This window comes from Cupriavidus agavae, assembly GCF_004217045.1.
Lineage (GTDB): Bacteria > Pseudomonadota > Gammaproteobacteria > Burkholderiales > Burkholderiaceae > Cupriavidus > Cupriavidus agavae.
Window position 1 is genome coordinate 77247 of record NZ_SGXM01000007.1, and the last position, 26087, is coordinate 103333.

A 26087-nucleotide genomic window follows, 5' to 3' on the forward strand; every position below is an offset into this window, starting at 1 on the left:
CCGGGCGCGCCGACCTCCCCGCAATGCCCGCCGCATTGCCCCCGTGACACCTGCCGAATCCCGCATCCGATGAAAGCCAGCATGCTCCAAAAGCTCGACCAGTTGGCCGAGCGACTCGATGAAGTCAATGCCCTGCTTGCGCACGAGAACGCCACGGCGGATATCAACCAGTACCGCAAGCTGTCGCGCGAGCACGCCGAGCTGTCGCCGGTGGCCGAGCAGTACGGCCAGTACCGGCAGGCGCAGGAAGACCTGGCCACGGCCGAGGCGCTGCTCGACGACCCCGAGATGAAGGATTTCGCCGCCGACGAGATCGGCGCGGCGCGCGGGCGGCTGGCATCGCTCGAAGCCAGCCTGCAGACGCTGCTGCTGCCGAAGGACCCCAACGACGACCGCAACCTGCTGCTCGAAATCCGCGCGGGCGCCGGCGGCGAGGAAAGCGCGCTGTTCGCCGCCGACCTGCTGCGCATGTACACGCGCTATGCGGAACGCCAGCGCTGGCAGGTAGAGGTCATGAGCGAGTCCGAATCGGACCTCGGCGGCTACAAGGAAGTGATCGTCCGCATTGCCGGCGACGCCGCGTTCTCGAAGCTGAAGTTCGAATCGGGCGGCCACCGCGTGCAGCGCGTGCCGGCCACCGAGGCGCAGGGCCGCATCCACACCTCGGCCTGTACCGTAGCCGTGATGCCCGAGGCCGACGAGGTGGCCGAGGTGCAGATCAACCCGTCTGACCTGCGTGTCGACACGTTCCGGGCGTCCGGCGCCGGCGGCCAGCACGTGAACAAGACCGATTCGGCGGTACGCCTGACCCACCTGCCCACCGGCATCGTGGTCGAATGCCAGGACGACCGCAGCCAGCATCGAAATAAAGAAAAAGCGATGAAGGTGCTGGCTGCGCGGATCATGGACATGCAACTGCGCGCCGCCCAGGCCAAGGAAGCCAGCACGCGCCGCAACCTGATCGGCACGGGCGACCGCAGCGACCGCATCCGCACGTACAACTTCCCGCAGGGTCGCGTGACCGACCACCGCATCAACCTGACGCTCTACAAGATCGACATGATCATGGACGGCGATCTGGACGAACTGCTATCCGCGCTGGCCTCCGAGCACCAGGCTGACCAACTGGCCGCACTCGGCGACGAAAACTGACCGGGCAGGCACTCAAACCTCACCGTTTGTAACGGACGTAAATGCGTGAAACAGCACTGGCCTGAAAAAACCCGCTGTCTATAATCGATTTCGACCGGACCACCCCATACGTCACTTTTCTGACAGGTGACATGTCTGGGGGTACGAAGTCCGGAAGTGGAAAACCACCCGGAAGCCCACTCCTCAACGACACAAGGATGAAATCATGAAGAAACTGCTCGCCATGCTGATGATCGCCGCCGCCGTGACCGCCTGCAGCAAGAAGGAAGAGGCGCCGGCCACCAACGCCGACAGCGCCATGCAGAACGCCGCCGAATCGGCCAAGGCCGCCGCCAGCGACGCCGCTGCGGCTGCCGCCAACGCTGCGGACGCCGCCAAGGCCGCCGCCAGCGGTGCCGCAGCGGACGTGTCCGCCGCCGCCGAGCGCGCCAAGGTCGATGCCGGCAACGCCATGGCCCAGGCCAAGGAAGCCGCCCGCGACGCCGTGAACTCGGGTGCCGACAAGGCCAAGGACGCCGTCAACAAGTAATCCCCCCTCGCCGAAGCGGGCATCCCCCGCGAGCCGGAAACGGCTTACACTGGTGCCCGATTCGACGTTGCGCGAGAAACCCCGTCAGGCCGACGCCCGACGGGGTTTTTTACAGCACGCCCCCCGCATTCCCGAGACGCCCCAGACGTATCAGACGTCCCAGACGTACAGCCGTAACCGATGTCCGCCACCCTCCCGCCCGATCCCACGCTGCGCGAAGCGCTGACCCTGGCCGCCATGGCCGGCCTGCCCACGCTTGAGGCGCGCATGCTGCTCTCCCACGTCACCGGGTTCACGCGCACGCAGCTGATCACGCGGGACGCCGAGCACCTCAATGCGGCACAGCATGATGCATTCTCGACACTGCTGGCGCGCCGCCTGGCCGGCGAGCCGATGGCCTACCTGCTCGGCGAGCGCGAGTTCTTCGGCCGTTCGTTCCGCGTCACGCCCGATGTGCTGATTCCGCGCCCCGACACCGAGGTCACCGCCGAGGCCGCGCTGGCGCGGCTGGCCGGGACCCCGGCGCCGCGCGTGCTCGACATGGGCACCGGTTCGGGCGTGCTGGCCGTGACCATCGCCCGCGAGCGCGCCGACGCCGAAGTCTGGGCCACCGACATCTCGCCCGGCGCGCTGATGGTGGCGCAGGACAACGCCCGGGCGCTGCAGGCCGGCAATATCCGCTTTGTGGTCTCGGACTGGTACGGCGCGTTGCCGGCCGCGCTGCGCTTCCATTTGATCGTGAGCAATCCGCCGTATATTGCCGAGGGCGACCCGCACCTGACCGAGGGCGACCTGCGCTTCGAGCCGATCGACGCGCTGACCGACCACCAGGACGGCCTGTCGGACCTGGCCGCCATCGTGGCGGGCGCGGCGGACCGGTTGCTGCCGGGCGGCTGGCTGCTGATGGAGCACGGCTACGACCAGGGCGCCGCCACGCGCCAACTGCTGGCCGACGCCGGCTTTGCCGAGGTGTTCACGGCACGCGACCTTGGCGGCAACGAGCGGTGCAGCGGCGGGCGCCGCGCGCTCCCCTGAAGGCCCTGCCCGATTCCGGTAAAATCCGGAGCCATCCCCATTTCATCTCAGCGGTGCCGGCCTGGCATCGCGCGCAACCGGAACGAATCCATCATGAGTGACGTACAGCAGAAGATCGACCAGATCGTGAAGGGCAGCCCCGTGGTCCTGTTCATGAAGGGCACCGCCCAGTTCCCGATGTGCGGCTTCTCGGGCCGTGCCATCCAGATCCTGAAGGCCTGCGGCGTGGACGCCCCCACCACGGTCAACGTGCTCGAAGACGACGGCATCCGCCAGGGCATCAAGGAATACGCGAGCTGGCCGACCATCCCCCAGCTCTACGTGAACGGCGAATTCGTCGGCGGCTCGGACATCATGATGGAGATGTACCAGAACGGCGAACTGCAGACGCTGCTGAAGTCCTGAGCCTGAGTCAGTCATGCCTGTGGAACAAGGCGGCGCGCCGCAACGGCTGATCGTCGCCATCACGGGCGCCACGGGCGCCGTCTACGGCGTCCGGCTGCTGGAAGTGCTGCGCGATGTCAGCGGCGTGGAAACGCACCTGCTGATCTCGCCGGCCGGCATCATGAACCTGCAGCACGAGCTCGACATCGGCCGCGCCGATGTGGAAGCACTGGCCGACGTGGTGCACAACGTGCGCGACATCGGCGCCACCATCGCCAGCGGCTCGTTCCGCGCCCACGCGATGGTCGTGGCGCCGTGCTCGATGCGCACGCTGGCCGCCATCGCCCACGGCCTCTCCGACAACCTGATCACCCGCGCCGCCGACGTCACGCTCAAGGAGCGCCGCAAGCTGGTGCTGATGGTCCGTGAAACGCCGCTGAACCTGGCCCACCTGCGCAACATGACTGCCGTGACCGAAATGGGCGGCATCGTATTTCCGCCAGTTCCGGGGTTCTACCAGAAGCCGCGGACGATTGCGGAGATGGTCGACCATACGGTGGGGCGCGTGCTCGACGTGGTGGACCTGAGGGAAGTGGGAGAAAAGCTGGCGCCGGGGTGGATGGGGTTGGGGAATAGTAACGATCCCGCTTAGCAAGCTCCCCTCTCCCATGTAGTGGGAGAGGGGAGAAACCTTACCAACGCCCGTAATACCCCCTCCGCCCGTAATACCCCCGGCCGTAGTACCCGCCTCCGTAGTACCCATACGCCGGCCGGACCACGACGGTCGGCGGCGGCACGTACACCGGCGCGGCCTCGACGGCCGGCCCGTACGGCGTGGGATACACCGCGCAGCCGCCCAGCATGGCCGCGCCGGCCACTGTCAAACCCAGCACCACGATTCTCGATCTCATTTCGACGTCCTTTTGTCGCAGCCATTGCGCCAGGGCAATGCGCTGCTTTCAAGAACGTTATACGGGCGGGTCTGGTAATACAGCGTCAAGGCGCTGTAACCCTTGTTACGATTCGCTACGTCTGCGTGCACGTAAGCGCCGCTCAGACCTCGAAACGGATGCCCTGCGCCAGCGGCAGCGCGTCGCCGTAGTTGACCGTGTTGGTGGCGCGGCGCATATAGCCTTTCCAGGCGTCCGAGCCGGATTCCCGCCCGCCGCCGGTGGCCTTCTCCCCGCCAAACGCGCCGCCAATCTCCGCGCCGCTGGTGCCGATATTCACGTTGGCAATACCGCAGTCGCTGCCGGCCGCCGACATGAAGCGCTCGGCCTCGCGCAGCGATTCGGTGAAGATGCACGACGACAGCCCGTGCGCGGCCGCGTTGTTCAGCGCAATGGCTTCGTCGAGCGAGGTGTAGGGCATCAGGTAGAGGATGGGCGCGAACGTCTCGGTCAGCATGGTGTCGTGCTGGGTGTCGGTCAGCACCAGCGCCGGGCGCACGTAGCTGGCGCGCGGAAAGCGGTCCGCCAGCAGCCGCTCGCCGCCATGGACGACATTGCCCTGCGCGCGGCAACTGGCCAGCGCGTTGGCCATGGTGTCGCCGGCCGCGGCGTCGATCAGCGGGCCGACCAGCGTGCCGTCCAGCAGCGGGTCGCCGACCGGCAGCCGTGCATAGACCTGGCGCAGCCGCTGCGCCACGGTCTCGATCCGGTCGGCATGCACGAACGCGCGGCGCAGGGTGGTGCAGCGCTGGCCGGCCGTGCCCGCCGCCGCGAACGTCATCGCGCGGATGGTCAGTTCGAGATCGGCCGAAGGCGTGACGATGGCGGCATTGTTGCCGCCCAGTTCCAGGATCGCCCGCTTGAAGTGCGAGGCGCAGGCCATGCCGACCTCACGCCCCATGCGCGTGGAGCCGGTGGCGCTGACCAGCCGCACCGAGGGATGCTGCACCAGCGACTGCCCCAGCTGGCGCCCGCCGTTCAGCACGCAGGCCAGGCCGGCGAACTGGGGCGCGTGCGCGTCGATCACGCGATCCAGCAGCCCCTGCGCGGCCAGCGCGCAAAGCGGCGTCTTTTCCGATGGTTTCCAGACCACGCCATTGCCGCACACCAGCGCCAGCGCCGCATTCCACGCCCACACCGCCACCGGGAAGTTGAACGCCGAGATCACGCCGCACAGGCCGTATGGGTGCCAGGTCTCGCGCATCGCATGCGCCGGGCGCTCCGAGGCGATCGTCAGCCCGTGCAACTGGCGCGACAGGCCCACCGCGAAGTCGCAGATATCAATCATCTCCTGCACCTCGCCCAGCCCCTCCTGCAGGATCTTGCCCGCTTCGAGCGAGACCAGGCGGCCCAGCGCATCCTTGTGCTGCCGGAGCATGTCACCGAAGCGGCGCACCAGTTCACCCCGTGCCGGGGCCGGGGTCAGCGCCCAGACGCTCTGGGCGGCATGGGCGCGGGCGATGCTGGCTTCGGCGTCGGCCGGGGAACAGGCGGCGATATGGCCGAACACCTCGCCATCGATCGGCGAACGCGCGCCGAGCGCGCCCGGCGCCGGGGCGGTGGCGCGCCACGGCTGCGCCAGCCCCATCGACTGGAAGCAGTTGGCAATGTCCTGGGCTTTCATGCAAGCGTCTCCTGTAGTGGATGCCGCGCGTAATGCTGGCCAAAGCGGTTGTCGAGGAAGCGGTCCAGCGGCATCGCCTCCTGCCGCACGAAGCCGGCCTGAGGCAGCACGCCCGACGCCACGAGGTCCAGCGCCGTGCAGATGCCCGCCGCGGTGGTCAACTGGATGGCGTTGACGTGGCCGATGCCGGCGAAATCCTCCATCCCGCCGATCCGGGCCGAGAACGACGCCTGCGTCAGCGGCCCGCGCTTGCCCTCGCCCATGCCCGTGCCCCTGCCGCCCGGCAGATGGCCGGTGGCGCTGGCGAAGACCACCACCACGTCCTGCTCGGTCATCGGAATGGCGTTTTCAAGGATATCGCGCAACCAGCCGCGCCGCTCGCGCATGCGCAGGTCATTGAGCAGCAGCTTCATCTGGGCGCAGTGGCCCGGGTAGCGCACCGACTTGTAGTCCACCTGCCGGGCGCGCCCGGCCAGCGTCTCGGGCAGCGTGCCGAGCCCGCCCGAGGTGTTGAACGCCTCGTACTCCACGCCGTCCAGCGCGAAGGTTTCCAGCCCTTCCAGCGCGGGTACCTCCACGCGGCGGCCGTCGACAATGGCCTCGCACGGGTTGCAGTACTCGTTGATCAGCCCCTCGGTGCTCCACGTGAGGTTGTATTTCAGCGCGTTGCTCGGATAGCGCGGCAGCGCGCCCACGCGCATGCGCAGGTCGAGCAGTTCGCCGCCGCCGCGCAGGAAGCGCTGCGCCAGGCTCTGCCCCACCACGCCGATGAAGCCCGGCGCCAGCCCGCACTGCGGCATCAGCACCGAGCGCGCCCCGCCCGCCAGTTTCTGGATGGCCTGGGTGGCCGCCACATCCTCGGTCAGGTCGAAGTAATGCACGCCGAGCCGCGCCGCCACGGTGGCCACGTGGATGGCCGCATGGAACGGCAGCGCGTTGAGCACGGCGTCGGCGCCGGCCAGCAGCGCGGCGCAGGTGCCGGGCTCGGTGGGGTCGCCGGCGCGCACGGCGATGCCGCGCGGCAGGCCGTCGAGCCGGTGCGCGTCGTGATCGACCAGGCAGACGCGGTAGTCGCCCGCGTCGGCCAGCATGGCCGCCATGACGCGGCCGATCTTGCCCGCGCCGAGCACGACGACCGAAAGGGGGGTACCTGGCATGGCTCGCTCCGTCATGAAAGTTTTCGTTCCGATGAAGGAAAGTATGCGTAGCCGGCCGCACGCATGACAGGCCCAAGTTCGACGAAAGCTCGGCATAATCGGACGTATCGACTATTAAATCGGACGATTCGTCAGCAAAGCCATGGCAGACCTCGACCAGACCGACCGCCACCTGCTGGCGCTGCTGCAGGCCAACGCGCGGGAGAGCGCTGCCAACCTGGCGCGCGCGCTCGGCATTGCCCGGACCACTGTGGTGGCGCGCATCGCCCGGCTCGAACGGATCGGGGTGGTGGCGGGCTATGGGGTGCGGCTGGGCAGCCAGATGGAGGACAACGCGATCCTGGCGTTCTGCGGGCTGTCGGTGCAGCCCAAGGCGGCGCCCGGCGTGGTGCGGGCGTTGCAGCGGCTACCCGAGGTGGAGGAACTGAATTCGGTCAGCGGCCCGGTGGACTACATGGCCGTGATCCGCTGCGACACCCATGCCCGGCTCGACAAGTTGCTCGACGAGATCGGCATGCTCGACGGGGTCAACCACACCACCACGTCCATCGTGCTGGCAAGGAAGATCGACCGGAGGCGGGCGGCGGGGTGAGGTACCGCCGGCTTGGGAAATGAGACGTTTGAGCAAGAAATGGCATGGTTTCTGGCTCAAACGTCTCACGGCGGTCGGCGTGGTTCGCGGTTTGAACTGCCAGCCCTCACCCCCGGCCCCTCTCCCGCCATGCGGGGGAGGGAGCCAGGCAGCGGCAGAAACAACGCCTCACCAACTGCCCGGGTTCACTGGCTTGGCCGGGGCGGGCTTTTCCTTCTTCGCGTCCTTCTTCGCTGCCGGGGCCGAGGCTGGCGGCGGGGCCAGTGATTTGGCCACTTCGGCGTCGCGGTTGGCCATCAGCGCGCGGGCCTGCGGCAGCAGCAGTTCGATGGTGCCTTCGCTCGGGGTGTCCGGGATGGTGTACAGCTCGACGGTCAGCGGCTTGCGCATCCAGCCCGCGTGGATCGACTTGAAGGGCCGGCCGGACTTGTCCTTCATGTCCTCGCTCTCCTGGCGGAACGGCTTGCCGTAGCGCGCGCTCAGCGACTGCGCGGCGGCGTCCTGCGAGCGGATGCCGTCGGTCGGCACGATCAGGCCCACCAGCGCGTTGCCGTCGACGAACGCCACCAGGCGTGGGCCGTCCATGAAGACCGGGCGCTTGTCGCGCGGCACGCCAACCTGGCGCATCACGCCATCGCCGCGCAACTCCACGCAATAGGCGGTCACGTCCTTGCCATCAGGGGTGCGGTGATCGGCACAATCGGGCAGTTGCGGCAGCGGGCTGCCGATCTCCAGCGTGTCGAGCATCGTCGAGAACTGGTCCTTGCCATCGGGGATTGCTGCGGCGGCGGGGGCGGGGGCTGGGGCTGCCGGCGCCTTGGGCGGCGCGGCATGGGCGACGGCGGTCGCCAGCAGGGCGGCGGCGGCCAGCCCGGCAAGAGGAAATCTCAAAACACACTCCTGAAATCGGCTCCGCGTTGGAGCCTGCGCCGTGTCGAGGGTTCCTGCCGGGGCGCGCCAAACCGGTGGTGTGACGCCGGGCCGACAGCCGACTAGCGGAACATATGCTTCACGGCCTGGAAGCATACCAGCGCCACGGCGATCAGCACGGCCCACAGCATCAGCCGGGGCAGCGGGCTCGGCGGCAGTTGCCGCGACGGCGTGCGCCGCGCCACCGGCGCGCGCAGGCGCGAACTGGCCTGCAGGCCGCGCGTGTGCCAGATGGCGGTGTCCGGGAAGGCGTCCGCCGGCGGCGCCGGGCGTGCCGGAACCTGGGTCGATCGGATACCGCCGGGTCGTTGCGTGGCCATTTCCTGCTCCCCGAAAATGCGTCGCGTTCTGTGGTGGCGGGGCCATCGTGCCCCGGAACATGGCCGGTCGATCTGCTGCCACCGGTCCATGCGCGGCACATGGTAAGACAAGGCCTCTGCCGCCGCCATCGGGTTGCGCGCGCTACCCCACACCGCAGCGGCGCCCGCGCAACGATCTGTAACCACCTGTTACGGCCGCGGCTAGGCGGACACGTTCTTGCGCCCGATCGCCAGCGCCTCACGCCGGAACGCGTGGCCCATATGGTGGTAGAACGGGTGCGGATTGAACTGGCGCGACAGGAACGACGCCAGCAGCGAGGCGGCCAGCAGGTAGATCGTCAGGTCCTGCGTGCGGGTCATCTCCATGACGATCACGCTGGCCGTGATGGGCGCCTGCGTGGCGGCGGCCAGGAAGGCGGCCATCGACACCAGCGCCAGCACGCGCGGCTCGGCCATGCCGCCCATGAAATGCGTGACGAAATCGGCGATGTTGGCGCCAATGCCAGCCCCGATGGCCAGCGCCGGCGTGAAGATGCCGCCCGGAATGCCGGCGAAGTACGACACCACCGTGGCCCCGAACTTGGCCAGCCCGAACCACAGCGTGCTGCGCGGCTCGCCGTTGATCAGGCCCGAGGCCTGCTCGTAGCCGGTGCCGAACGTGGCGCCGTGCGTGGCCCAGCCCAGCGCGGCCACCACGAGCCCGCAGACGAACGCCACCTGCACCGGCCGGCTGGCCACCCAGTCGCGCCACCCCGCCGGCACCAGCCCCGGCACGCCGGCAATCAGCAGCTTGGCGAACAGTCCGCCCATCACGCCGTTGACCACCGCGCACAGCAGCACCGGGCCCCAGGCGTCGTGCAGCACCAGCATTGGCACCTTGACGCTGAAATACGGGTTGTTGCCGAGCACCGCCAGCGACAGGAAACCGGCCGTCAGCACGCCGGACAGCACGAGCCTGTCCCACCGCACCGCCGTGCCGCGTCCCAGTTCCTCGATGGCGAACACCACGCCGGCCAGCGGCGTGTTGAACGCGGCGGCCAGCCCGCCCGCCGCGCCGGCCGCGATCAGCGCGTTGGGGTGGAATCCGATCCGGAAGCGCAGCTTCTCCTGGAACCACTGGCCCCAGGCCAGCATGGCCGCCGCGCCCACCTGCACCGACGGCCCCTCGCGGCCCACCGACGCGCCGGCCAGCAGCGCCCCGGCGGTCAGCACCACCTTCCACATCGACTGCCGGAACGAGACCAGCACGGTCTGCGCCGGTCCCGCCGGCGGCAGCGTGACCGCCGCGATGACCTGCGGAATGCCGCTGCCGCGCGCCTGCGGCGCCAGCCGGATCGTCAGCCAGCGCAGCGCCGCCAGCCCGAACGGCAGCATCACGAAGGCCAGCCACGGCGTGGCCGAGGTCAGCCGCGCGTTCCACGCCAGCGACACCTCGGCGATATAGGCGAACACCATCGAGAACAGCGCCACGGCCCCGGCGCCGCACATGAACACCGCGTACCGCATCGACGTGCGCGAAATCCGCCGCACCTGCCGCTGCTTGCGATGCGCGGCGCGGCTGGCACGCTGGCGGAGTTCGCGCAGGCGGCTGGGGGCGGGCGGGGTATCTGGCGTGTCCGAAGGCGCGGCAGGCGGATCGGACGATTCAGGCGCGTTGGACGACGAGGAGGACGAAGAGGACGAAGAAGGCGATGCGGCGGCGCGGTCGCTGGGCTCGGTCATGGCGGAGAGGCGGGGGCAGAAACGGGCGGAGCGCTCCATGATACGCCCCTGCCTCGCGGCGGACGGACACGGACGTTCTCCAGCAAACTTTCAATTCGCAAGCTAAACTCCTCCTGACTTGCAATTCGAAAGTAAAAAGAGGAGACCATGGCACCTACCGACTTTGCCAACATGCCCTGCCCTGTCGCCCGGTCGATGGCGATGCTCGGCGAGCGCTGGGCGATCCTGCTGATGCGGGAGGTCTACTACGGCAGCTCGCGGTTTGACGAGTTCGAGAAGCATCTGGGCATCGCGCCCAACATCCTCAGCGCGCGGCTCAAGACGCTGGTGGAGCATGGGCTGCTCGACAAGGTGCCGGCGCCCGGCGGCGGCGCACGGCAGGTGTATCGGCTGACCGAAATGGGCCGGGATTTCTTTCCAGTCTATGTGTCGCTGAAAGCGTGGGCCGACCGCTGGCTGGCCGACGAGAAGGGTCCGCTGACGGTGCTGGAAGACCGGCGCGACGGCGGCGAGATCGTGGCCGGGTCGTTGACGCGGCCCGATGGCAGCACGATTACCGTCGACGACCTCCGGGTGCGGCCCGGCCCCGGCGCGGGACGCTACCTGCGCGACCGCTTCGGCGACGCCTCCGTCACGGAGGCCGCCCATGAGCAAGCCTGACGCGATGGCGCTGGGCGCCGCGCCCCCTGCCGCAGAGACCGTTTCCTCGTGGGCCATTGCCCGCCGCATCGGCGTGCTGGCGGCGCCCACCAGCCTGGTGGCCTTCCTGCAGGCCGGCGCGCAGTTGATCGAGACCTGGCTGGCGGCGCGCCAGGGCACGGCGGCACTGGCTGGCTGGGCCGTGGTGCTGCCGTTCGCGCTGCTGCTCCAGCAGATGTCCGCCGGGGCGATGGGCGGCGGCGTGGTGGCGGCCATCGCCCGGGCGCTCGGGGGCGGGCGGCGCGACGATGCGTCGGCGCTGGTCATGCACGCGGTGTGCATCGCCGTGACCGCCGGGCTGGTGTTCGCCGTGGTGCTGGCCGGCTTCCCGCATCAGGTGTTCGGCGCGGTGGCCGGCGCCACGGCTGCCGAGGCCGCCGCCGAGTACGCGGTCTGGCTGTTCGGGGCGGGCGCGGTGCCGGCGTGGCTGGCCAATACGCTGGCGTCGGTGCTGCGCGGCGGCGGGCGCCATGCGCTGGCCGCGCGGGTACTGGCGGCGATGTGGGTGGCCTTCCCGATCCTGTCGTGGTGGTTCGCCGAGCGTCTGGGCATGGGGCTGGCCGGGATCGGCGCCGGACTGGCGCTGGCTTCGTGGGCGGCGGCGCTGATGATGGCGTGGGTGGTGCTGCGCGGCGGGGCCGGCTTCATGCCGACGCTGCGGGTGCGGCTGTCCGGGGCGCTGTTCCATCGCATCCTGTCGGTGGGGCTGGTGGCCTGCGCGCTGGCGTCGGTGGCCAACCTGACGACGATCCTGGTCACGGCGCAATTGCGGCATTTCGGCACGACGGCGGTGGCGGCGTATGGCATTTCGGCGCGGCTGGAATTCCTGATGATTCCGCTGGCGTTTGGCGTGGGGTCGGCGTTGACGGCGCTGGTCGGGCGGGCCGTGGGGGCGGGCGACTGGCACACGGCGCGCCGCACGGCGTGGGTGGGCGCGTGGCTGGCGCTGGTGATCGCCGGCAGCGTGGGGGCGGCGGTGGGCCTTGCGCCGGCGCAGTTCGCCGGCCTGTTCACCAGGGACGCCGAGGTGGCCGCCATCGCCGCGCGCGCGCTGTCATGGGTGGGGCCGGCGTTCGGCGGCTTCGGGCTGGGGATGGCGCTTTACTTCGCGTCGATGGGCGCGGGCCGGATGCGCTGGCCGATCGTCGCCGGGCTTTGCCGGATCGGCCTGGCGGCGGGCGGAGGATGGCTGCTGGCGAATGTCGGCGGGATGGGGATCGACGGACATTTCCTGGGCGTGGCGCTGGGGATTACCGCGTATGGGCTGGTAACGGCGATGGGCGTCAGGAAGGGGGAGTGGTCGGCGCGGTGAGGATTTGACTGCTGCAGACCGGTCCCCTCTTCCGCTTGCGGGAGAGGGGAGCAAACAAGCGGGGGGATCTAAGCTACCGCCCCACTGCCCTGGCCTCTCCCACCAGCCCGGCCCCTCGCACATCCGCCGGCACCGCCGACCACCCTCCCCCGAGCGATTTGTAGAGCGCTGCGGCACTGGTCAGCACGTCCACCTGTCCCTGGATCGATGCCAGTTGCACGGCGAACAGTTTCTGGCGCGCGTCGGTGACTTCCAGATAGCTCGAATAGCCGCCCTCGTAGCGCGCGTCGGCCTGGTCGGCGTAGATCGTCAGGCTTTGCTCCTGTTTGCGCAGGCTGACCAGCCGGTTGCGGGTCTCGGTGCCGTTGGCGATGGCGGTGTTCACGTCGGCCAGCGCGTTCAGCACGCTCGCCTGGTAGCCCAGCATGGCCTGGTCGCGCACGGCCTCGGCGGCGTTGACCTGCCCGCGGATGGCGCCGCCCTGGAAGACCGGCTGGGCGAGGCTGGCGCCGAAGCCCCAGATCTGCGAGGCGCTGTCCCACAGCGCCGCGGGCGAGGTGGCCAGCGCGCCGAAGAAGCCGGACAGGTTCACCGACGGCAGGAACAGCGCCAGTGCCGCGCCCACCTGGGCGTTGGCGGCCACCGCCTGCTGTTCGGCCTGGAGGATGTCGGGCCGGCGGGACAGCAGCGCGGCCGGCAGGTCGGCGCTGATCGGCGGCGGCTGCAGGTCGGCCAGCGGGGCGCCGCGTTCGATCGGTCCCGGCTGGCGGCCCAGCAGCACCGACAGCGCGTTCTCGGTCTCCTGGATCGACGAGCGCAGCGGCGGGATCGTCGCCTCGGCCGAGTAGTAGTCGTTTTCCGATTGCGCCAGTTCCACCTGCGAGATCACGCCGCCTTCGTAGCGCTGCCTGAAGATGTCGAGCGCCTGGCCGCGCGTCAGCAGGGTTGCCTGGGCGACCTCCAGCTGGGCGTCGAGCCCGCGCAGCGTGGCGTAGCCCTGCACCACCGACGCCGCCAGCGACAGCACGATGCCGCGCCGCGTGTACTCGGCATTCCACAGGCTGGCCTCGGCGCTCTCGGCCTGGCGGCGGATCTTGCCCCACAGGTCGATCTCCCAGCTTGCATTGAGCAGCGCCTCGTAGCTGTTGCGCGGACCGCCGAACGACGCGAACGGCGTGCCCGTGAACGAGCCGCTCTTCTGCCGCGCCGCCGATCCCGTGGCGTTGAGCTGCGGAAAATACCCCGAGCGCGCGATCATCAATTGGGCGCGGAACTCCTCGATGCGGGCCGACGCGATCCGGGCGTCGTAGTTGTTGCGCAGCGCGGTCTCCACCAGCGCGGTCAGCACCGGGTCGTTGAAGGCGTTCCACCAGTCGCTGTCGGCGGCCATCGTCAGCACGCCGGTGTCGAGCCGGTACGCGGCCGGCGGCTCCACCCCGGGGCGCTGGTAATCGGGGCCGATGGCGCAGGCCGACAGCAGCGCCGCCGTCGCCAGCATGGCTACGTGATGCGGGCGGCTCATGACGGTTCTCCCGGCGGCGGCGTGGTGGGCGCCGCCGGAGCCGCCGGCGCCTTGCGTCCCCGCCGCGCCGCCCACTTGTCGGCCGCCGTGCCCACCAGCCACGAGAACAGCGGCACGAACAGCAGCGCCAGCGTGGTGGCCGCGATCATGCCGCCGATGATGCCGGTGCCGATGGAGTGGCGCGAGTTGGAGCCGGCGCCCGAGGCGATGAACAGCGGCACCGCGCCCAGGATGAACGCCAGCGAGGTCATCACGATGGGCCGCAGCCGGAGCTTGGCGGCCTCCACGGCGGCGTCGGCGTGCGACAGCCCCTCCTTGTGCTTCATCACCGCGAACTCCACGATCAGGATGGCGTTCTTGGCCGCCAGCCCGATCAGCGTCACCATGCCGATCTGGAAGTACACGTCGTTCGACAGCCCACGTAGCAAAATCGCCAAAAGCGCGCCGAAGATGCCGAACGGCACGGCGGTCAGGATCGACAGCGGCAGTGACCATGACTCGTACTGCGCCGCCAGGATCAGGAACACCATGACGATGCCGAACACGAACACGATGGTCGTGGTGTTGCCCGATTTCTTCTGCTCGAACGCCTCGCCGCTCCACGCAAAGCTGTAGCTGGCCGGCAGCGTATCGCGCGCCACCGCCTCCATGGCCGCAAGCGCCTGGCCCGAGCTGTAGCCCGGCGCCGCGTCGCCCGTGATCTTGGCCGCCGGGAAGTTGTTGAAGCGCGACAGCAGGTCAGGGCCGCTCGCATACTTCGTGTTGAGCAGCCCCGAGACCGGCGCCATCTTGCCGTCATGGCCGCGCACGTACAGGTATTCGAGGTTGGTCGGCGATGCCCGGTACTGCGGCTCGGCCTGCAGGATCACCTGCCAGACCCGGCTGTACTGCGAGAACTGGCTGATGTAGAGCGAGCCGAACTGGGTCTGCAGTGTGCCGTAGACATCGGCAATCGGCACGCCCATGGTTTCGGCCTTCTCCTTGTCCACCTCCACGCGCATCTGGCGCGAGGCGGACTGGATGGTGCTGGTCAGCCGCCCCAGCTCCTTGTGCTCGGCCGCCGCCTTGATGAAGTTGCGCGTCACGCCTTCCAGCTCGGCCGTGCTGCCGGTGCCCCGGTTCTGCACCCAGAACTCGAACCCGCCCTGCGAGCCCAGCCCCGGAATCGAGGGCGGGTTGACCGGGATCACGATGGCTTCGGAAATGCCGCGCAGCTTCGGCGTGATCTCGTGGAGCATGGCCGGCACGCCGAGATCGGCCGAATCGCGCTTGCTGAAGCTCTTCATCCCGACGAACACCGTGCCGGCGTTGGTCTTGTACTGGCTGTCGATGAAGCTGTAGCCGGACAGCGCCGAGGCATCCTCCACGGCCGGGTGCTGGCGGAACAGGTCGGCCACCTGCTGCGTCACTTTTTCGGTGCGGTCCAGGCTGGCGGAATCCGGCATCATCACCGCCACGAGGATGTAGCCCTGGTCCTCCGCCGGCACGAAGGCCGTGGGGATGTGCGAGAACAGCTGCCAGACCGCCAGCAGCATCACGCCGAACAGCGCCATCGCCAGCACCACGCGGCGCATGAAGCCGCGCACCCAGTTGCCGTAGTGATGCACGAGGCGGTCGAACCGCTCGTTGAACCAGACGAAGCCGCGCCACGGCGTGTGGTGCCCCGGCTTCAGGATCATCGCGGCCAGCGCCGGCGACAGCGTCAGCGCGCAGAACCCCGAGATCACCACCGAGACCACGATCGTCAGCGCGAACTGACGGTAGAGCTGCCCGGTGGTGCCGGACACGAACGCCACCGGGATGAACACCGCCGACAGCACCAGCACGATGGCGATCACCGGCCCGGTCACTTCCTCCATGGCCCGCAGCGTGGCCTCGCGCGGCGACAGCTTGAACTCGGCCATGTTGCGCTCGACGTTCTCCACCACCACGATGGCGTCGTCCACCACGATGCCGATGGCCAGCACCAGCGCGAACAGCGTCAGCAGGTTGATCGAGAACCCGAGTGCCAGCAGCCCCGCGAACGTACCGATGATCGACACGAACACGGCCAGCACCGGGATCACCGTGGCCCGGAAGTTCTGCAGGAAGATGAACACCACCAGCACCACCAGGATCACCGCCTCGATCAGCGTGTGCACCACTTCGTCGATCGACGCGCTGACGAACTCGGTGGTATCGAGCGAGATCTTGTAGGACATGCCGGCCGGGAACGACGTCGACATCTCGTCGAGCACCTTCCTGACGTCCTTGGCCACCTGGATCGCGTTGGAGCCCGGCTGCTGGTAGACCGCGATGATCGTCGCCGGCTTGCCGTTCAGCGCCGAGCGCAGCGTGTACTGCTGCTGGCCGATCTCGGCGCGGCCCACGTCGCGCAGCCGCACGATGGCGGCGCCCTGGTTGTCGGCGCGCAGGATGATGTTCTCGAACTGCTCCGGCGTGGTCAGCCGGCCCGGCGTGACCAGCGGGAACGACAGCTCCACCGGCCTGGCATTGGGCGCCTGCCCCACGCTGCCGGCGCCGAACTGCTCGTTCTGGTTCTGCACCGCCCGCTGCACGTCCTGCGCCGTGATGCCGAGCGCGGCCATGCGGTCCGGCCGCAGCCAGATGCGCATGGCCAGATCCGCCGAGCCCATGATCTGCGCCTGGTTGGCGCCGTTCAGGCGCTTGATGGCGTCCAGCACGTACAGGTTGGCGTAGTTGTTGATGTACTGCTGGTCGAAGCGGTTGTCGGGCGAGTAGACCGCAATCAGCAGCAGGAAGCTCGACGAGCGCTTCTGCACGTTGATGCCGGTCTTCTGCACGGTGTCGGGCAACTGCGGCAGCGCCAGGTTGACGCGGTTCTGCACCTGCACCTGGGCGGTGTCCGGATCGGTGCCGATGTCGAAGTAGACGTTCAGCGTCATCGACCCCGTGGGCGACGACGTGGACTGCATGTAGATCATGTTGTCCGCGCCGTTGACCTGGGTCTCGATCGGCGCGGCCACGGTCTGGGCCACGGTGTCGGAATCGGCGCCGGCGTAAGTGGCGCTTACCGTGACCTGCGGCGGGGTGATCTCCGGGTACTGGGCGATGGGCAGCGCGAACATCGCCACCCCGCCGCCGATGACGATGATCAGCGAGATCACCATCGCGAAGATCGGACGGTTGACGCAGAAGGCGGAAAGCATGGGCGGGCCTCCGGGGTCAGGGCTTGGCGGCCGGCGGCGCCGAAGCCGGTGCGGCCGGTGCCGGGGCGGGCTGGCTGCCCTCGCCCACCGCCGCCGGCGGCGCCTCGCCGGTCACGCGGACCGGCGCGCCCTCGGTCAGCTTGCCGGCGCCGTCCACGACCACCATTTCGCCGGGCTGCAGGCCCTTGGCGATGCGCCACATCGGGCCAGACAGCTCGCCCACCATCACCGGCCGGGGGTGGGCCTTGTTGTCCTTGTCGACCACGAACACCACGTCGCCCTTGGGCCCGTGCATCACGGCGCGCTGCGGCACCACGATGGCGTTGGGCCGCTTGGCGCCATCCACGAGCACCCGCACGAACTGGCCGGGGCGCAGCACGCCGTCGGGGTTCGGCATCAGCGCGCGCACGAGGAAGGTGCCGGTCTGCTGGTTGTAGGTGGCATCGGCAAACGTGATGCGGCCCTGCTGCGGATACTTGCTGCCATCGGCCATGACCACGGTCACGGTGTAGTGCTGGTCGGCGGGCACCACGAGCGACTTGTCTTCCTGCTGGGCGCGGAACTGCAGCGTCTGCGGCTCCGAGATGCTGAAGTTGATCCGCATCGGCTGCAGCGTCGAGACCGTGGTCAGCAGGCTGTTGGCCTGGCTCACGTAGGCGCCCTCGGGCAGCACCGCGAAGCTGGAAATGCCGTCGACCGGCGAGCGCACGTAGGTGTACGAGAGGTTCAGTTGCTGGGTCTCGACCTCGGCCTGCGCCTGTTCCACGCCGGCGCGGGCCGAGTGGTAGTTGCCCGTGGCGTCGTCGAGATCCTTCTGCGACAGCGCGTTGCGCTCGGCCAGCGGCTTCACGCGCGCCAGGTTGGCCCGCGCCACGTCGAGCCGGGCCTTCTGCTGGTTCAGCTGGGCCTTTGCCGCGTCGAGCTGGGCCTGGAACGGCTTGTGGTCGATCTCGAACAGCAGCTGGTTGGCCTTGACCACCGCGCCTTCGGTGTAGTTGCGCTTGACCAGAAAGCCCGCCACGCGCGCCCGGATATCCACCGCCTGGTCGCTCTGCGTCTGCCCCACGAAATCGAACGTCACGGGCAGGTCCTGCGCCTGGGTCTTGTAGACCTGCACCGGCACCGCCTGCTGCGCCGCAGCCGGCGGCTCCGACTTGCCGCAACCGGCCGACAGGATGGTCATTGCCGCGACGGCCGCCAGCCATCGCCCCTGCGCTGCCTGAAGTGCCCGACCCATGCGCCGCTCCCTTGCCGACCGGGCGCGCACCGCGCCCGTGTAACCGGCAGGTTATGTCTGCGCAAAGTCTGCGGCCAATGAATCTTTTATTCGATGCGTTAAGGGAAATCGACGCCTTTTGTTGCGCCCCTCTCCCGCCCGGCGGGAGCGGGGAGCCGGAAAGCCGGGAAACGCGCCCTAGCGCCGGAATCCATGAAAATGGCCGCCACCGCCGCCAAACCTGCCGCCGCCACCGCCGAACCGCCCCTGCCATTGCTGCGCTGCCGCGTTGCCAAAGCGCTGCTGGCCCACCTGCCGCGCCTGCCGCTGCTGGTCGAGCCGGTTCTGGACGTCTGCGTTCGGCTGCACGGGCTGCCAGCCGCCCTGGGTGTGCTGCTGCCAGCCGTTGTCGGTGTGCTGGTAGACGTTGCCGTCATGCCCGGCGTAGACATTGCCGTTGTTCCAGACCACCGCGTTGTCCTTGTTCGGATTCGCCACGAAGCCCCGGCTGCCGGCGGCCTGCTGGCCGGTCTGCGTGTTGCCGGCCACGCCGATCTCGCCGGCACCGATGCGGCCGGTCTGGGCGTTGTAGCCGGCCGCCTGCCGTCCGGCCGCGTAGTTGCCGGTGTACTCGTTGCCGGCCACGCCGCCGCGCGCCGCGCCTTCGCGGCCGGTCGACGGATTGGCGAACGAGCCCTGGCGCCCCGCCGCGTAGTTGCCCGAGTACGGGTTGAACGCCGCGCCGCGGCTGCCCTGGTAGCGCGCGCCGGTGGCCGGGTTGTAGCCCGCGCCGGCCGTGCCGCGCCACTGGGTGCCCGTCCAGGCGTTCCAGCCCTCGGCGTGGGTCACGGTGCCCTGCCCCCAGCGGCCGTAGAAATTCGCCTGGTTGATGTTGACGAAGCTGCCGCCGCCCCAGCCGCCATACCAGTACGGACCCCAGTACGGCGACGCCGCGCCCCAGATCGCCCCGGCCGCGAAGCCGAACGCAAACCCCTCGGCCACGCCGATGCCGAAACCGGCGCCATAGCCGTAGGTGACCGGATAGCCGTAGTAATAGGTGCCGACATAGGGCGGGTAGACATAGCCCGTGCCGTAGACCACGGTGCCGTCCGGGTTGACCACCACGCCAAGGTAGCCCGGCGTGTAGCCCACCACCACCGTGGCAGGCGTGACCGAGTAGATGCGCACGTAGGTAACGTAGTAGAGCGGCGAGCTGGGCGGAATCGTGTAGATGGCCGACGCCACTTCGGTCGCCACGCGCCACGGCCCGCCCGGCACGTCGGCCGTGAACCAGACGCCGTTGGCCACGGCGTAGTAGTGGGACGCGTCAACCTCGATCACCGGCGTGCCGGTATTGACCGCGTAGCGCAGCGACGTGCCGGTGATCGGCTCGAACTTCGGCGGGCCGTCATAGGCCACGGCGATGGTCGCCTTGTCGCGCGCCACCGAGGCGGTCTGCGGAATCGTCGCGGCGATCTCGGCCTCGCGCGCCTGCGGCGTGCCGGGTACCGAGACCAGCACGTTGGCCTTGGGATCCTGCGGCGAGATCTTCGCAAAATCGGCCGGCAGCGCGTTGCCGGGCACGTATTCCCACGGCCCGTTCAGCATCGCGGCACGGAACCAGCGCCCCGAGATCAGCACGTAGGTCTGGTTGCTCGATGGATCGACGAACACGGCGTGGTCGGCGTTCGACATCGTCAGCAGGCCCACGCCGGTCACCGGCGTCATTTTCGGCTCGCCGCTGGTGATGATCAGTTCGGCCGGGCGGGTGGCCATCAGCACCGCCGGCGCGCGGGCCGGCTTCCGGCCATCGGCGGGCAGCATGGGATCGGGCTTGGGCTCGCCCTTGGCCGCCGCGATCTTGCTGGCGGCACCGAGCAGCGCGGCGGGCGGGGTGGCAACCGGCTCCCACGCGCCGCCCGCCGAGGCCGACCGGTACCAGTACCCGGCCGCCTGCAGCCACAGTTCCCCGGCGCCGTCGCGCAGCAGCAGGGCGCGGCTGTTGATGGCCCGTTCGTACGAAGTGCCGCCCACGGCACGCCAGGCCGGGTCGCCGTCCACATGCACGAGCACCGTGGGCGTGGTGGCAAAGAGGATCTGGGGCGCATCGTTCCTGACCGGCACGCGCTGTGCCCTGGCCAGTTCCTGCGACACCGCATAGCTGGCCTGCAGTTCGTCGAGCGGCACGGTCAGCCCCTGCGGCGTCAGCCGGCCGATCAGCGCCTGGCGGATCTTGTCGGCGGTGTCGGGCCGGGTGGGCACGTCCACGCTGTCGATCTGGATGTTCGAGAGCTGCACCAGCGCCGAGGGCTTGTCGATATCGGCCTGCGCCGAGAAGCGCGCCACGCCATAGGTGGGCGCCCCGTCCTTCGCGCCAATGCCCACGGCAGCGCGGCCCGACATCTGGTTGCCCTCCCATTTCTCGATCTCGGGCTGGTACAGCTCCACATGTTCGCCGCCCACCTCGTAGCTGCGCGGCCAGGTCAGCGGCGTCACCTTGCGGGCGCTGGCGGACCGGGCGGCCTTGGCCTTGCCCCCATCGTCGGCGGTGGCCGCGGCTGCCTGCGGAGCGGCAGCCACGGCAGCCAGGGCCAGCGCGAGCAAGGTGGGAGTCAGGAGAGAACGCTTGGACATGGCAACTCCGGGCGGGAATGGGCAGCATGCGGCACCGCTGCGAGGTCAGACGAATCTAAATGACGCGACGGTCTGGAACAATCGACCTCGAAAACATTCATCTTGCCTCAGAAATCGTACAGATCGACGGCACGCAGGGCCAGCGATGCCGGGGCTTGCGCGCGCGATTTGCGGTCTTTTGTCGCCTATCTTGCTCCTACACCCTTGAAGCCGGGCCATTGGCGCCTCAACTAGCTGAATTACGACCCCATCGCCCGCCCCCATGAGTTCCAAGCTGCTGCGCCGCTCCCTGTTGCTGCCCGCGATGATCGTCGCGGCGCTCCATGTCTATATCGGCGTCCGGCTGCTGCCGGCCCTGCCCGGCCCGCTGGTGTTCCACACGCTCGGCGCGCTGTGGCTGGTGGCGTCCAGCCTGCTGATCCCATCGGCGCTGATGGCACGGCGGCTCTCCACGGGCTGGGCCGACCGCCTGAGCTGGATCGGCATGCTGGCCATGGGATTCTTCTCATCGCTGCTGATCCTGACGCTGGCCCGCGACATCTTCCTGCTGGTGGCGGCCCTGACCGGCTGGCAGCCGGCCGGGCTGGGCGCCGACAGCGCCGTCACCGTGGTGCTGCTGGCGCTGGCGGTCTCGGCCATCGGCTTCTTCAACGCGCGGCGTACGGCGCGGGTGGTGCGGGTGGAGGTACCGATCGCCGGCCTGCCGGATGCTTTTCAAGGTTTTACGATCGCGCAGATCAGTGACATCCACGTTGGCCCCACGATCAAGCGCCCCTACCTCGACCGCATCGTCGACCGGGTCAATGCGCTGAAGCCCGACGCCATCGCCGTGACAGGCGACCTCGTGGACGGCTCGGTACGCGAGCTGTCGGCCCACACGGCGCCATTCGGGCGGCTGGCGGCGCGCCACGGCGCCTACGTGGTGACCGGCAACCACGAGTACTACTCGGGCGCCGAGCCGTGGATCGCTGAACTACGACGTCTGGGCCTGACGGTGCTGATGAACGAACACGTGGTGGTGACGCGCGGGCAGGCGTCGCTGGTGCTGGGCGGGGTGACCGATTTCACGGCCGGCGGCTTCATCGAGAGCCATCGCAGCGACCCGGCCCGGGCGCTGGCCGGCGCGCCAGCCAATGCCTCGGCACGCGTGCTGTTCGCCCACCAGCCGCGCTCTGCCCCGGCTGCCGCGGCGGCGGGGTTCGATCTGCAGTTGTCGGGACACACGCACGGCGGCCAGTTCTGGCCGTGGAACCTGTTCGTGCCGATGCAGCAGCCCTATGTGCACGGGCTGAAGCGGCATGAGCGGATGTGGATCTATGTGAGCCGCGGGACGGGCTACTGGGGGCCGCCGAAACGGTTCGGCGCGCCTTCGGAGATTACGCTGGTGAGGCTGGTGCGGGGGTGAACTTCCAGCTTTCCCGCTTGTTTGCTCCCCCTCTCCCGCAACGCGGGAGAGGGGAGAACACCGAGGGAAGATGAGCCCTCAACGCATGATCGGCTTGTACCGGATGCGCTTCGGCTTTGCCGCTTCCTCACCCAGGCGCTTCTTCTTGTCCGCCTCGTATTCCTGGTAGTTGCCCGGGAAGAATTCCACGTGCGAATCGCCCTCGAAGGCCAGGATGTGGGTGGCGATGCGGTCCAGGAACCAGCGATCGTGGGAGATCACCATGACGCAGCCGGCGAACTCCAGCAGCGCGTCTTCGAGCGCGCGCAGCGTTTCCACGTCGAGGTCGTTCGACGGTTCATCGAGCAGCAGCACGTTGCCGCCCTCGATCAGCGTCTTGGCCATGTGCAGGCGGCCGCGTTCGCCGCCTGACAGCGAGCCCACGGTCTTCTGCTGGTCGCCGCCCTTGAAGTTGAAGCGGCCGATATAGGCGCGCGACGGGGTTTCGTAGCGGCCCACGGTCAGCACGTCCGATCCGCCCGAGATTTCCTCGAACACGGTCTTGTTGCCGTCCAGCGCATCGCGGCTCTGGTCCACGAACGCCATCTTCACGGTGGGGCCCACCTTGATCTCGCCGCTGTCCGGCTGTTCGCGGCCGGTCAGCATCTTGAAGAAGGTCGACTTGCCGGCGCCGTTCGGGCCGATGATGCCGACGATGGCGCCCGGCGGCACCTTGAAGCTGAGGTTGTCGATCAGCAGGCGGTCGCCGAAGCTCTTGCTGACGTTCTCGAACTCGATGACCTCGTTGCCCAGGCGCTCGCCCACCGGGATGAAGATTTCCTGGGTTTCGTTGCGCTTCTGGTATTCCTGGCTGTTCAGTTCGTCGAACCGGGCCAGACGCGCCTTCGACTTGGCCTGGCGGCCCTTCGGGTTCTGGCGCACCCACTCCAGTTCCTTGTTCAGCGCCTTCTGGCGCGCCGATTCGCTCGACTCTTCCTGCTTCAGGCGGTTTTCCTTCTGCTCCAGCCACGAGCTGTAGTTGCCCTTCCAGGGAATGCCATGGCCGCGGTCCAGTTCGAGAATCCACTCGGCGGCGTTGTCGAGGAAGTAGCGGTCGTGGGTCACGGCCACCACGGTGCCCGGGAAGCGCGTCAGGAACTGTTCGAGCCAGTCCACCGATTCGGCATCCAGGTGGTTGGTGGGTTCGTCGAGCAGCAGCATGTCGGGGCGCGACAGCAGCAGGCGGCACAGCGCCACGCGGCGCTTTTCACCGCCCGAGAGATTGCCGATCTTCGCGTCCCACGGCGGCAGGCGCAGCGCATCGGCGGCGATGTCGAGCTGGAGTTCGGCGTTGTTGCCATCGCTGGCGGACAGGATGGCCTCGTACTTGGCCTGCTCGGCGGCCAGCGCGTCGAAATCGGCGTCCGGCTCGGCATAGGCCGCGTAGATTTCGTCGAGCTTCTTGCGTGCCTCGAACACGCCGCCCAGCGCGGCTTCCACCGATTCACGGACGGTCTGCTCGGGATCGAGTTGCGGCTCCTGCGGCAGGTAGCCGATGTTCAGGTTCGGCATCGGCGTGGCCTCGCCCTCGATTTCCTTGTCGAGGCCGGCCATGATCTTCAGCAGCGTGGACTTGCCCGAGCCGTTCAGGCCCAGCACGCCGATCTTGGCGCCGGGGAAGAAGGACAGCGAGATGTCCTTGAGAATGTGACGCTTGGGCGGAACGATCTTGCCCACGCGGTTCATGGTGAATACGTACTGTGCCATGGGAGCGGGTTCGGTTGGGTGCTGTGGAATGCGGCGGAAGGCGGCGGCGCCGGGCGCCGCGGCCGAGGGAATGGCGGGAGTGTAGCAAACGGGCGGCCGGACTCAATGCCGGGCCGGCGCCACCCGGGCACTCCAGGCCCTGCGCCGGTACAATGGCGGGTTCTGTCGAGCGCCTTCCTGGCGCTTTTACTATCCCGGATTCCGATGAGCAAACCCGCCCTGACCCTCAAGTTCAAGTGCAAGAAGTGCACGAAACCCGTCACGCTGTACCTGCAGAAGACTTCGGCCTGCTCGCACATCCAGCCGTACCAGGGCATCTGCAAGTGCGGCGAGCTGATGCGCCACGCCACCGGCGACAAGGACGCCGTGGCGTCGTTCGTGAACTCGACCGACAACAGCTGGATGCACCACCACCATCACCACCACTGATCGGCCATGACCGAAGGCTGGCGGCCGGGCGTGAAAGACCCGATGCGATTCCTGGGCGGCTATCCGCCCCACGTGCTCGACCAGGTGCGCGCCGCGCTTGTCGCCGGCACGCTGGGCGACCACCTGGCGCGCCGCTATCCCGAGCGTCACACGATCCAGACCGACCGCGCACTCTACGAGTACACGGCCGAGATCAAGCAGGAATATCTGCGCAGCGCCCCGCCGCTGCACAAGGTGGGCTACGACGCGCGGCTCGACACCGCGCAGCACGCGCTGGGCCTGCACACGGCCATCTCGCGCGTGCAGGGCGGCAAGCTCAAGGCGAAGAAGGAAATCCGCGTGGCGTCGCTGTTCAAGGACGCGCCCGCCGATTTCCTGCGGATGATCGTCGTGCATGAACTCGCCCACCTCAAGGAGAGCGACCACGACAAGGCGTTCTACCGGCTCTGCGAGTACATGGAACCGCGCTACCACCAGTTGGAGTTCGATACGCGCGTGTATCTGGCGTGGCGCGATGCGGAGAAGGCGGCGGCCAGCACGACCGCCGCAACCGCCTCAACTACCTCAAATCAATCGCAGCTGTAACGGAATTTATCGTTCAGTGCCAACGGCAGCACAAGTGTGCGCAAGTTCAACGCCTTGGCCTTCGCGCATAGCGTCTTGCGCGTGGTGGCGTCCTTCCACTTGGCCTGATACTCGACGTTGAACACCGGCTTGCCCTGCACCGTGAACGCGGAATATCCGCCGCACTCGTTGTACTGGAAGCACTGCTCGTTCACCGCGAAATCGAACGACGCGGCGAGGTCGCCCAATTGGTCGACGCTGTTCTTCAGGCCCACGGCCAGCCCGCGCGCATGCGCCTCGTTGGCCAGGAAGCGGTTGTAGTCGAGCTGCGTGGCAGCCGTCAGCGGGAAGCCGGGCTTGTTGGTGTAGCCGTCGACATTGTCGGGATCGACGCCATCGCAGCCGCGTGACCTGGCCAGGTCCAGACGGGCCTTCATGATCGCCCGCACATTGGCCGAACGCGTGTCGAGCCAGCGCTCGCCCGCCCAGCCATCGAGCGCGTTGCCCATGTCGGCGCCCTTGAACTTGGAGAAGTCCGAGCGCCAGTTCTCGCTGCTGCCCGCCGAGAAGTAGCACACCACGCGCTTGCCCTGCGCCTTCAGCGCATCGATGGTGGCCTGCGGCGTGTCGTACAGGTCGATATCGAACACGGCCGCGTCGTAGCCCGTGTTGACCGTGCCCTGCAGTTGCAACTGCCACGTATCGGTCAGCGCCGGCACCCAGCGCGCCGGTGCCACTGCGCTCTGCGTGGCGGAAGCCGACAGCGTGGTGGCCTCGGACACCCGCACCACCGAACCGCCCTCGCCATCGTCGCCGCCGCCACCGCATGCGGCCACCGCACCGACGATCGCCACCATTGCCGCGCGCGCAAGCCCCCGGCCTGCATTCCTGCGTTCCATAGTTTGACCTCTCCTGTTGTACCCAACGAATCAAAATTGGCCGATTTGTTATGTCCCCGTACGGCCGGCCACCGGCGCGGGGATGCCCTTTCAGGA

General features: G+C 68.6%; 23 protein-coding genes. 11 read left to right on the plus strand and 12 right to left on the minus strand.

What is annotated here, in order from left to right; translation table 11 throughout:
• Nucleotides 1-69 precede the first annotated feature (69 nt).
• The 5 genes from prfA (at nt 70) to EV147_RS20505 (ending at nt 3752) form a co-directional block, all read left to right on the plus strand.
• On the plus strand, nt 70-1152 hold the full coding sequence (gene prfA, locus EV147_RS20485) for a peptide chain release factor 1 (protein ID WP_130393062.1): 1083 nt from the start codon (nt 70-72) through the stop codon (nt 1150-1152).
• 205 nt (nt 1153-1357) lie between these two features.
• The gene (locus tag EV147_RS20490) at nt 1358-1681 is read left to right on the plus strand and encodes a hypothetical protein (protein WP_130393063.1); all 324 of its coding nucleotides are present in this window, start codon (nt 1358-1360) and stop codon (nt 1679-1681) included.
• Nucleotides 1682-1861: 180 nt separating this feature from the next.
• Nucleotides 1862-2716: a peptide chain release factor N(5)-glutamine methyltransferase gene (prmC, locus tag EV147_RS20495; protein WP_130393064.1), complete on the plus strand. Its 855-nt coding sequence runs from the start codon at nt 1862-1864 to the stop codon at nt 2714-2716.
• A 93-nt stretch (nt 2717-2809) separates the two neighbouring features.
• Nucleotides 2810-3121 carry a Grx4 family monothiol glutaredoxin gene (gene grxD / locus EV147_RS20500; protein WP_130393065.1) on the plus strand — a complete coding sequence of 104 codons (312 nt, stop codon included), beginning with the start codon at nt 2810-2812 and terminating at the stop codon, nt 3119-3121.
• Nucleotides 3122-3134: 13 nt separating this feature from the next.
• On the plus strand, nt 3135-3752 hold the full coding sequence (locus EV147_RS20505) for a UbiX family flavin prenyltransferase (RefSeq protein WP_130393066.1): 618 nt from the start codon (nt 3135-3137) through the stop codon (nt 3750-3752).
• 40 nt (nt 3753-3792) lie between these two features.
• Here the strand turns inward: EV147_RS20505 and EV147_RS20510 are convergent, their stop codons facing one another.
• From EV147_RS20510 to EV147_RS20520, 3 genes are all read right to left on the minus strand, one after another.
• A complete protein-coding gene (locus EV147_RS20510; RefSeq protein WP_198680307.1) occupies nt 3793-4011 on the minus strand; it encodes a hypothetical protein in 219 nt (72 codons plus the stop codon).
• A gap of 142 nt (nt 4012-4153) precedes the next feature.
• Nucleotides 4154-5674: an L-piperidine-6-carboxylate dehydrogenase gene (gene amaB / locus EV147_RS20515; protein ID WP_130393067.1), complete on the minus strand. Its 1521-nt coding sequence runs from the start codon at nt 5672-5674 to the stop codon at nt 4154-4156.
• Nucleotides 5671-6831: a saccharopine dehydrogenase family protein gene (locus tag EV147_RS20520; protein ID WP_235844878.1), complete on the minus strand. Its 1161-nt coding sequence runs from the start codon at nt 6829-6831 to the stop codon at nt 5671-5673. The genes amaB and EV147_RS20520 overlap by 4 nt, the downstream gene beginning before the upstream one ends.
• A 142-nt stretch (nt 6832-6973) precedes the next feature.
• Here EV147_RS20520 and EV147_RS20525 point away from each other — a divergent pair, with 142 nt between their 5' ends.
• A complete protein-coding gene (locus EV147_RS20525) occupies nt 6974-7423 on the plus strand; it encodes an Lrp/AsnC family transcriptional regulator (protein WP_130393069.1) in 450 nt (149 codons plus the stop codon).
• A gap of 168 nt (nt 7424-7591) precedes the next feature.
• On the opposite strand, the gene EV147_RS20530 is transcribed toward EV147_RS20525, so the two are convergent.
• The 3 genes from EV147_RS20530 to EV147_RS20540 form a co-directional block, all read right to left on the minus strand.
• On the minus strand, nt 7592-8314 hold the full coding sequence (locus EV147_RS20530; protein ID WP_130393070.1) for a hypothetical protein: 723 nt from the start codon (nt 8312-8314) through the stop codon (nt 7592-7594).
• 101 nt (nt 8315-8415) lie between these two features.
• A complete protein-coding gene (locus tag EV147_RS20535) occupies nt 8416-8673 on the minus strand; it encodes a hypothetical protein (RefSeq protein ID WP_130393071.1) in 258 nt (85 codons plus the stop codon).
• Nucleotides 8674-8874: 201 nt separating this feature from the next.
• The gene (locus EV147_RS20540) at nt 8875-10395 is read right to left on the minus strand and encodes a chloride channel protein (RefSeq protein ID WP_198680308.1); all 1521 of its coding nucleotides are present in this window, start codon (nt 10393-10395) and stop codon (nt 8875-8877) included.
• A gap of 147 nt (nt 10396-10542) precedes the next feature.
• On the opposite strand from EV147_RS20540, the gene EV147_RS20545 reads away from it, so the two are divergent.
• Both EV147_RS20545 and EV147_RS20550 read left to right on the plus strand, forming a co-directional pair.
• The gene (locus tag EV147_RS20545) at nt 10543-11055 is read left to right on the plus strand and encodes a winged helix-turn-helix transcriptional regulator (protein WP_130393073.1); all 513 of its coding nucleotides are present in this window, start codon (nt 10543-10545) and stop codon (nt 11053-11055) included.
• Complete coding sequence (locus EV147_RS20550) at nt 11042-12406, plus strand: MATE family efflux transporter (RefSeq protein WP_130393074.1); 1365 nt, start codon at nt 11042-11044, stop codon at nt 12404-12406. The genes EV147_RS20545 and EV147_RS20550 overlap by 14 nt, the downstream gene beginning before the upstream one ends.
• 73 nt (nt 12407-12479) lie before the next feature.
• Here EV147_RS20550 and EV147_RS20555 read toward each other — a convergent pair whose 3' ends face one another.
• The 4 genes from EV147_RS20555 to EV147_RS20570 all read right to left on the minus strand — a co-directional run bounded on the left by EV147_RS20555 (nt 12480) and on the right by EV147_RS20570 (nt 20948).
• Nucleotides 12480-13928, minus strand: a complete 1449-nt coding sequence (locus EV147_RS20555) for an efflux transporter outer membrane subunit (protein ID WP_130393075.1) — start codon at nt 13926-13928, stop codon at nt 12480-12482.
• Entirely contained in the window at nt 13925-17098 is a 3174-nt protein-coding gene (locus EV147_RS20560) for an efflux RND transporter permease subunit (protein ID WP_130393076.1), read from the minus strand. Before EV147_RS20560 ends, EV147_RS20555 begins: the two co-directional genes overlap by 4 nt.
• Before the next feature lie 16 nt (nt 17099-17114).
• Entirely contained in the window at nt 17115-18335 is a 1221-nt protein-coding gene (locus EV147_RS20565) for an efflux RND transporter periplasmic adaptor subunit (RefSeq protein WP_130393077.1), read from the minus strand.
• 177 nt (nt 18336-18512) lie between these two features.
• Nucleotides 18513-20948 (minus strand): carbohydrate-binding family V/XII, encoded by a 2436-nt coding sequence (locus tag EV147_RS20570; RefSeq protein WP_130393078.1) that lies wholly within the window; start codon nt 20946-20948, stop codon nt 18513-18515.
• Between the two features lie 262 nt (nt 20949-21210).
• Here EV147_RS20570 and EV147_RS20575 point away from each other — a divergent pair, with 262 nt between their 5' ends.
• Nucleotides 21211-22353: a metallophosphoesterase gene (locus EV147_RS20575; protein WP_130393079.1), complete on the plus strand. Its 1143-nt coding sequence runs from the start codon at nt 21211-21213 to the stop codon at nt 22351-22353.
• 78 nt (nt 22354-22431) lie between these two features.
• Here EV147_RS20575 and ettA read toward each other — a convergent pair whose 3' ends face one another.
• The gene (gene ettA, locus EV147_RS20580) at nt 22432-24099 is read right to left on the minus strand and encodes an energy-dependent translational throttle protein EttA (protein ID WP_130393080.1); all 1668 of its coding nucleotides are present in this window, start codon (nt 24097-24099) and stop codon (nt 22432-22434) included.
• 204 nt (nt 24100-24303) lie between these two features.
• Between ettA and EV147_RS20585 the strand changes: the two genes are divergently transcribed.
• Both EV147_RS20585 and EV147_RS20590 read left to right on the plus strand, forming a co-directional pair.
• Nucleotides 24304-24528 carry a hypothetical protein gene (locus EV147_RS20585; protein WP_130393081.1) on the plus strand — a complete coding sequence of 75 codons (225 nt, stop codon included), beginning with the start codon at nt 24304-24306 and terminating at the stop codon, nt 24526-24528.
• Nucleotides 24529-24570: 42 nt separating this feature from the next.
• Nucleotides 24571-25113 (plus strand): M48 family metallopeptidase, encoded by a 543-nt coding sequence (locus tag EV147_RS20590; protein ID WP_130393173.1) that lies wholly within the window; start codon nt 24571-24573, stop codon nt 25111-25113.
• On the opposite strand, the gene EV147_RS20595 is transcribed toward EV147_RS20590, so the two are convergent.
• Nucleotides 25098-25991 carry an endo alpha-1,4 polygalactosaminidase gene (locus EV147_RS20595; RefSeq protein WP_130393082.1) on the minus strand — a complete coding sequence of 298 codons (894 nt, stop codon included), beginning with the start codon at nt 25989-25991 and terminating at the stop codon, nt 25098-25100. The genes EV147_RS20590 and EV147_RS20595 overlap by 16 nt on opposite strands.
• Between the last annotated feature and the right edge of the window lie 96 nt (nt 25992-26087).

What these genes read in the sequence shown, in the direction of transcription:
- EV147_RS20525 (WP_130393069.1), top strand. Translation starts at nt 6,974, where the DNA reads ATGGCAGACCTCGACCAGACCGACCGCCACCTGCTGGCGCTGCTGCAG.
- EV147_RS20590 (WP_130393173.1), top strand. Translation starts at nt 24,571, where the DNA reads ATGCGATTCCTGGGCGGCTATCCGCCCCACGTGCTCGACCAGGTGCGC.
- EV147_RS20585 (WP_130393081.1), top strand. Translation starts at nt 24,304, where the DNA reads ATGAGCAAACCCGCCCTGACCCTCAAGTTCAAGTGCAAGAAGTGCACG.
- EV147_RS20540 (WP_198680308.1), bottom strand. Translation starts at nt 10,395, where the DNA reads ATGACCGAGCCCAGCGACCGCGCCGCCGCATCGCCTTCTTCGTCCTCT.
- EV147_RS20505 (WP_130393066.1), top strand. Translation starts at nt 3,135, where the DNA reads ATGCCTGTGGAACAAGGCGGCGCGCCGCAACGGCTGATCGTCGCCATC.
- prfA (WP_130393062.1), top strand. Translation starts at nt 70, where the DNA reads ATGAAAGCCAGCATGCTCCAAAAGCTCGACCAGTTGGCCGAGCGACTC.
- EV147_RS20575 (WP_130393079.1), top strand. Translation starts at nt 21,211, where the DNA reads ATGAGTTCCAAGCTGCTGCGCCGCTCCCTGTTGCTGCCCGCGATGATC.
- amaB (WP_130393067.1), bottom strand. Translation starts at nt 5,674, where the DNA reads ATGAAAGCCCAGGACATTGCCAACTGCTTCCAGTCGATGGGGCTGGCG.
- EV147_RS20520 (WP_235844878.1), bottom strand. Translation starts at nt 6,831, where the DNA reads ATGCCAGGTACCCCCCTTTCGGTCGTCGTGCTCGGCGCGGGCAAGATC.
- grxD (WP_130393065.1), top strand. Translation starts at nt 2,810, where the DNA reads ATGAGTGACGTACAGCAGAAGATCGACCAGATCGTGAAGGGCAGCCCC.
- EV147_RS20545 (WP_130393073.1), top strand. Translation starts at nt 10,543, where the DNA reads ATGGCACCTACCGACTTTGCCAACATGCCCTGCCCTGTCGCCCGGTCG.
- ettA (WP_130393080.1), bottom strand. Translation starts at nt 24,099, where the DNA reads ATGGCACAGTACGTATTCACCATGAACCGCGTGGGCAAGATCGTTCCG.
- EV147_RS20490 (WP_130393063.1), top strand. Translation starts at nt 1,358, where the DNA reads ATGAAGAAACTGCTCGCCATGCTGATGATCGCCGCCGCCGTGACCGCC.
- EV147_RS20550 (WP_130393074.1), top strand. Translation starts at nt 11,042, where the DNA reads ATGAGCAAGCCTGACGCGATGGCGCTGGGCGCCGCGCCCCCTGCCGCA.
- prmC (WP_130393064.1), top strand. Translation starts at nt 1,862, where the DNA reads ATGTCCGCCACCCTCCCGCCCGATCCCACGCTGCGCGAAGCGCTGACC.
- EV147_RS20560 (WP_130393076.1), bottom strand. Translation starts at nt 17,098, where the DNA reads ATGCTTTCCGCCTTCTGCGTCAACCGTCCGATCTTCGCGATGGTGATC.
- EV147_RS20565 (WP_130393077.1), bottom strand. Translation starts at nt 18,335, where the DNA reads ATGGGTCGGGCACTTCAGGCAGCGCAGGGGCGATGGCTGGCGGCCGTC.
- EV147_RS20555 (WP_130393075.1), bottom strand. Translation starts at nt 13,928, where the DNA reads ATGAGCCGCCCGCATCACGTAGCCATGCTGGCGACGGCGGCGCTGCTG.
- EV147_RS20535 (WP_130393071.1), bottom strand. Translation starts at nt 8,673, where the DNA reads ATGGCCACGCAACGACCCGGCGGTATCCGATCGACCCAGGTTCCGGCA.
- EV147_RS20570 (WP_130393078.1), bottom strand. Translation starts at nt 20,948, where the DNA reads ATGTCCAAGCGTTCTCTCCTGACTCCCACCTTGCTCGCGCTGGCCCTG.
- EV147_RS20595 (WP_130393082.1), bottom strand. Translation starts at nt 25,991, where the DNA reads ATGGAACGCAGGAATGCAGGCCGGGGGCTTGCGCGCGCGGCAATGGTG.
- EV147_RS20510 (WP_198680307.1), bottom strand. Translation starts at nt 4,011, where the DNA reads ATGAGATCGAGAATCGTGGTGCTGGGTTTGACAGTGGCCGGCGCGGCC.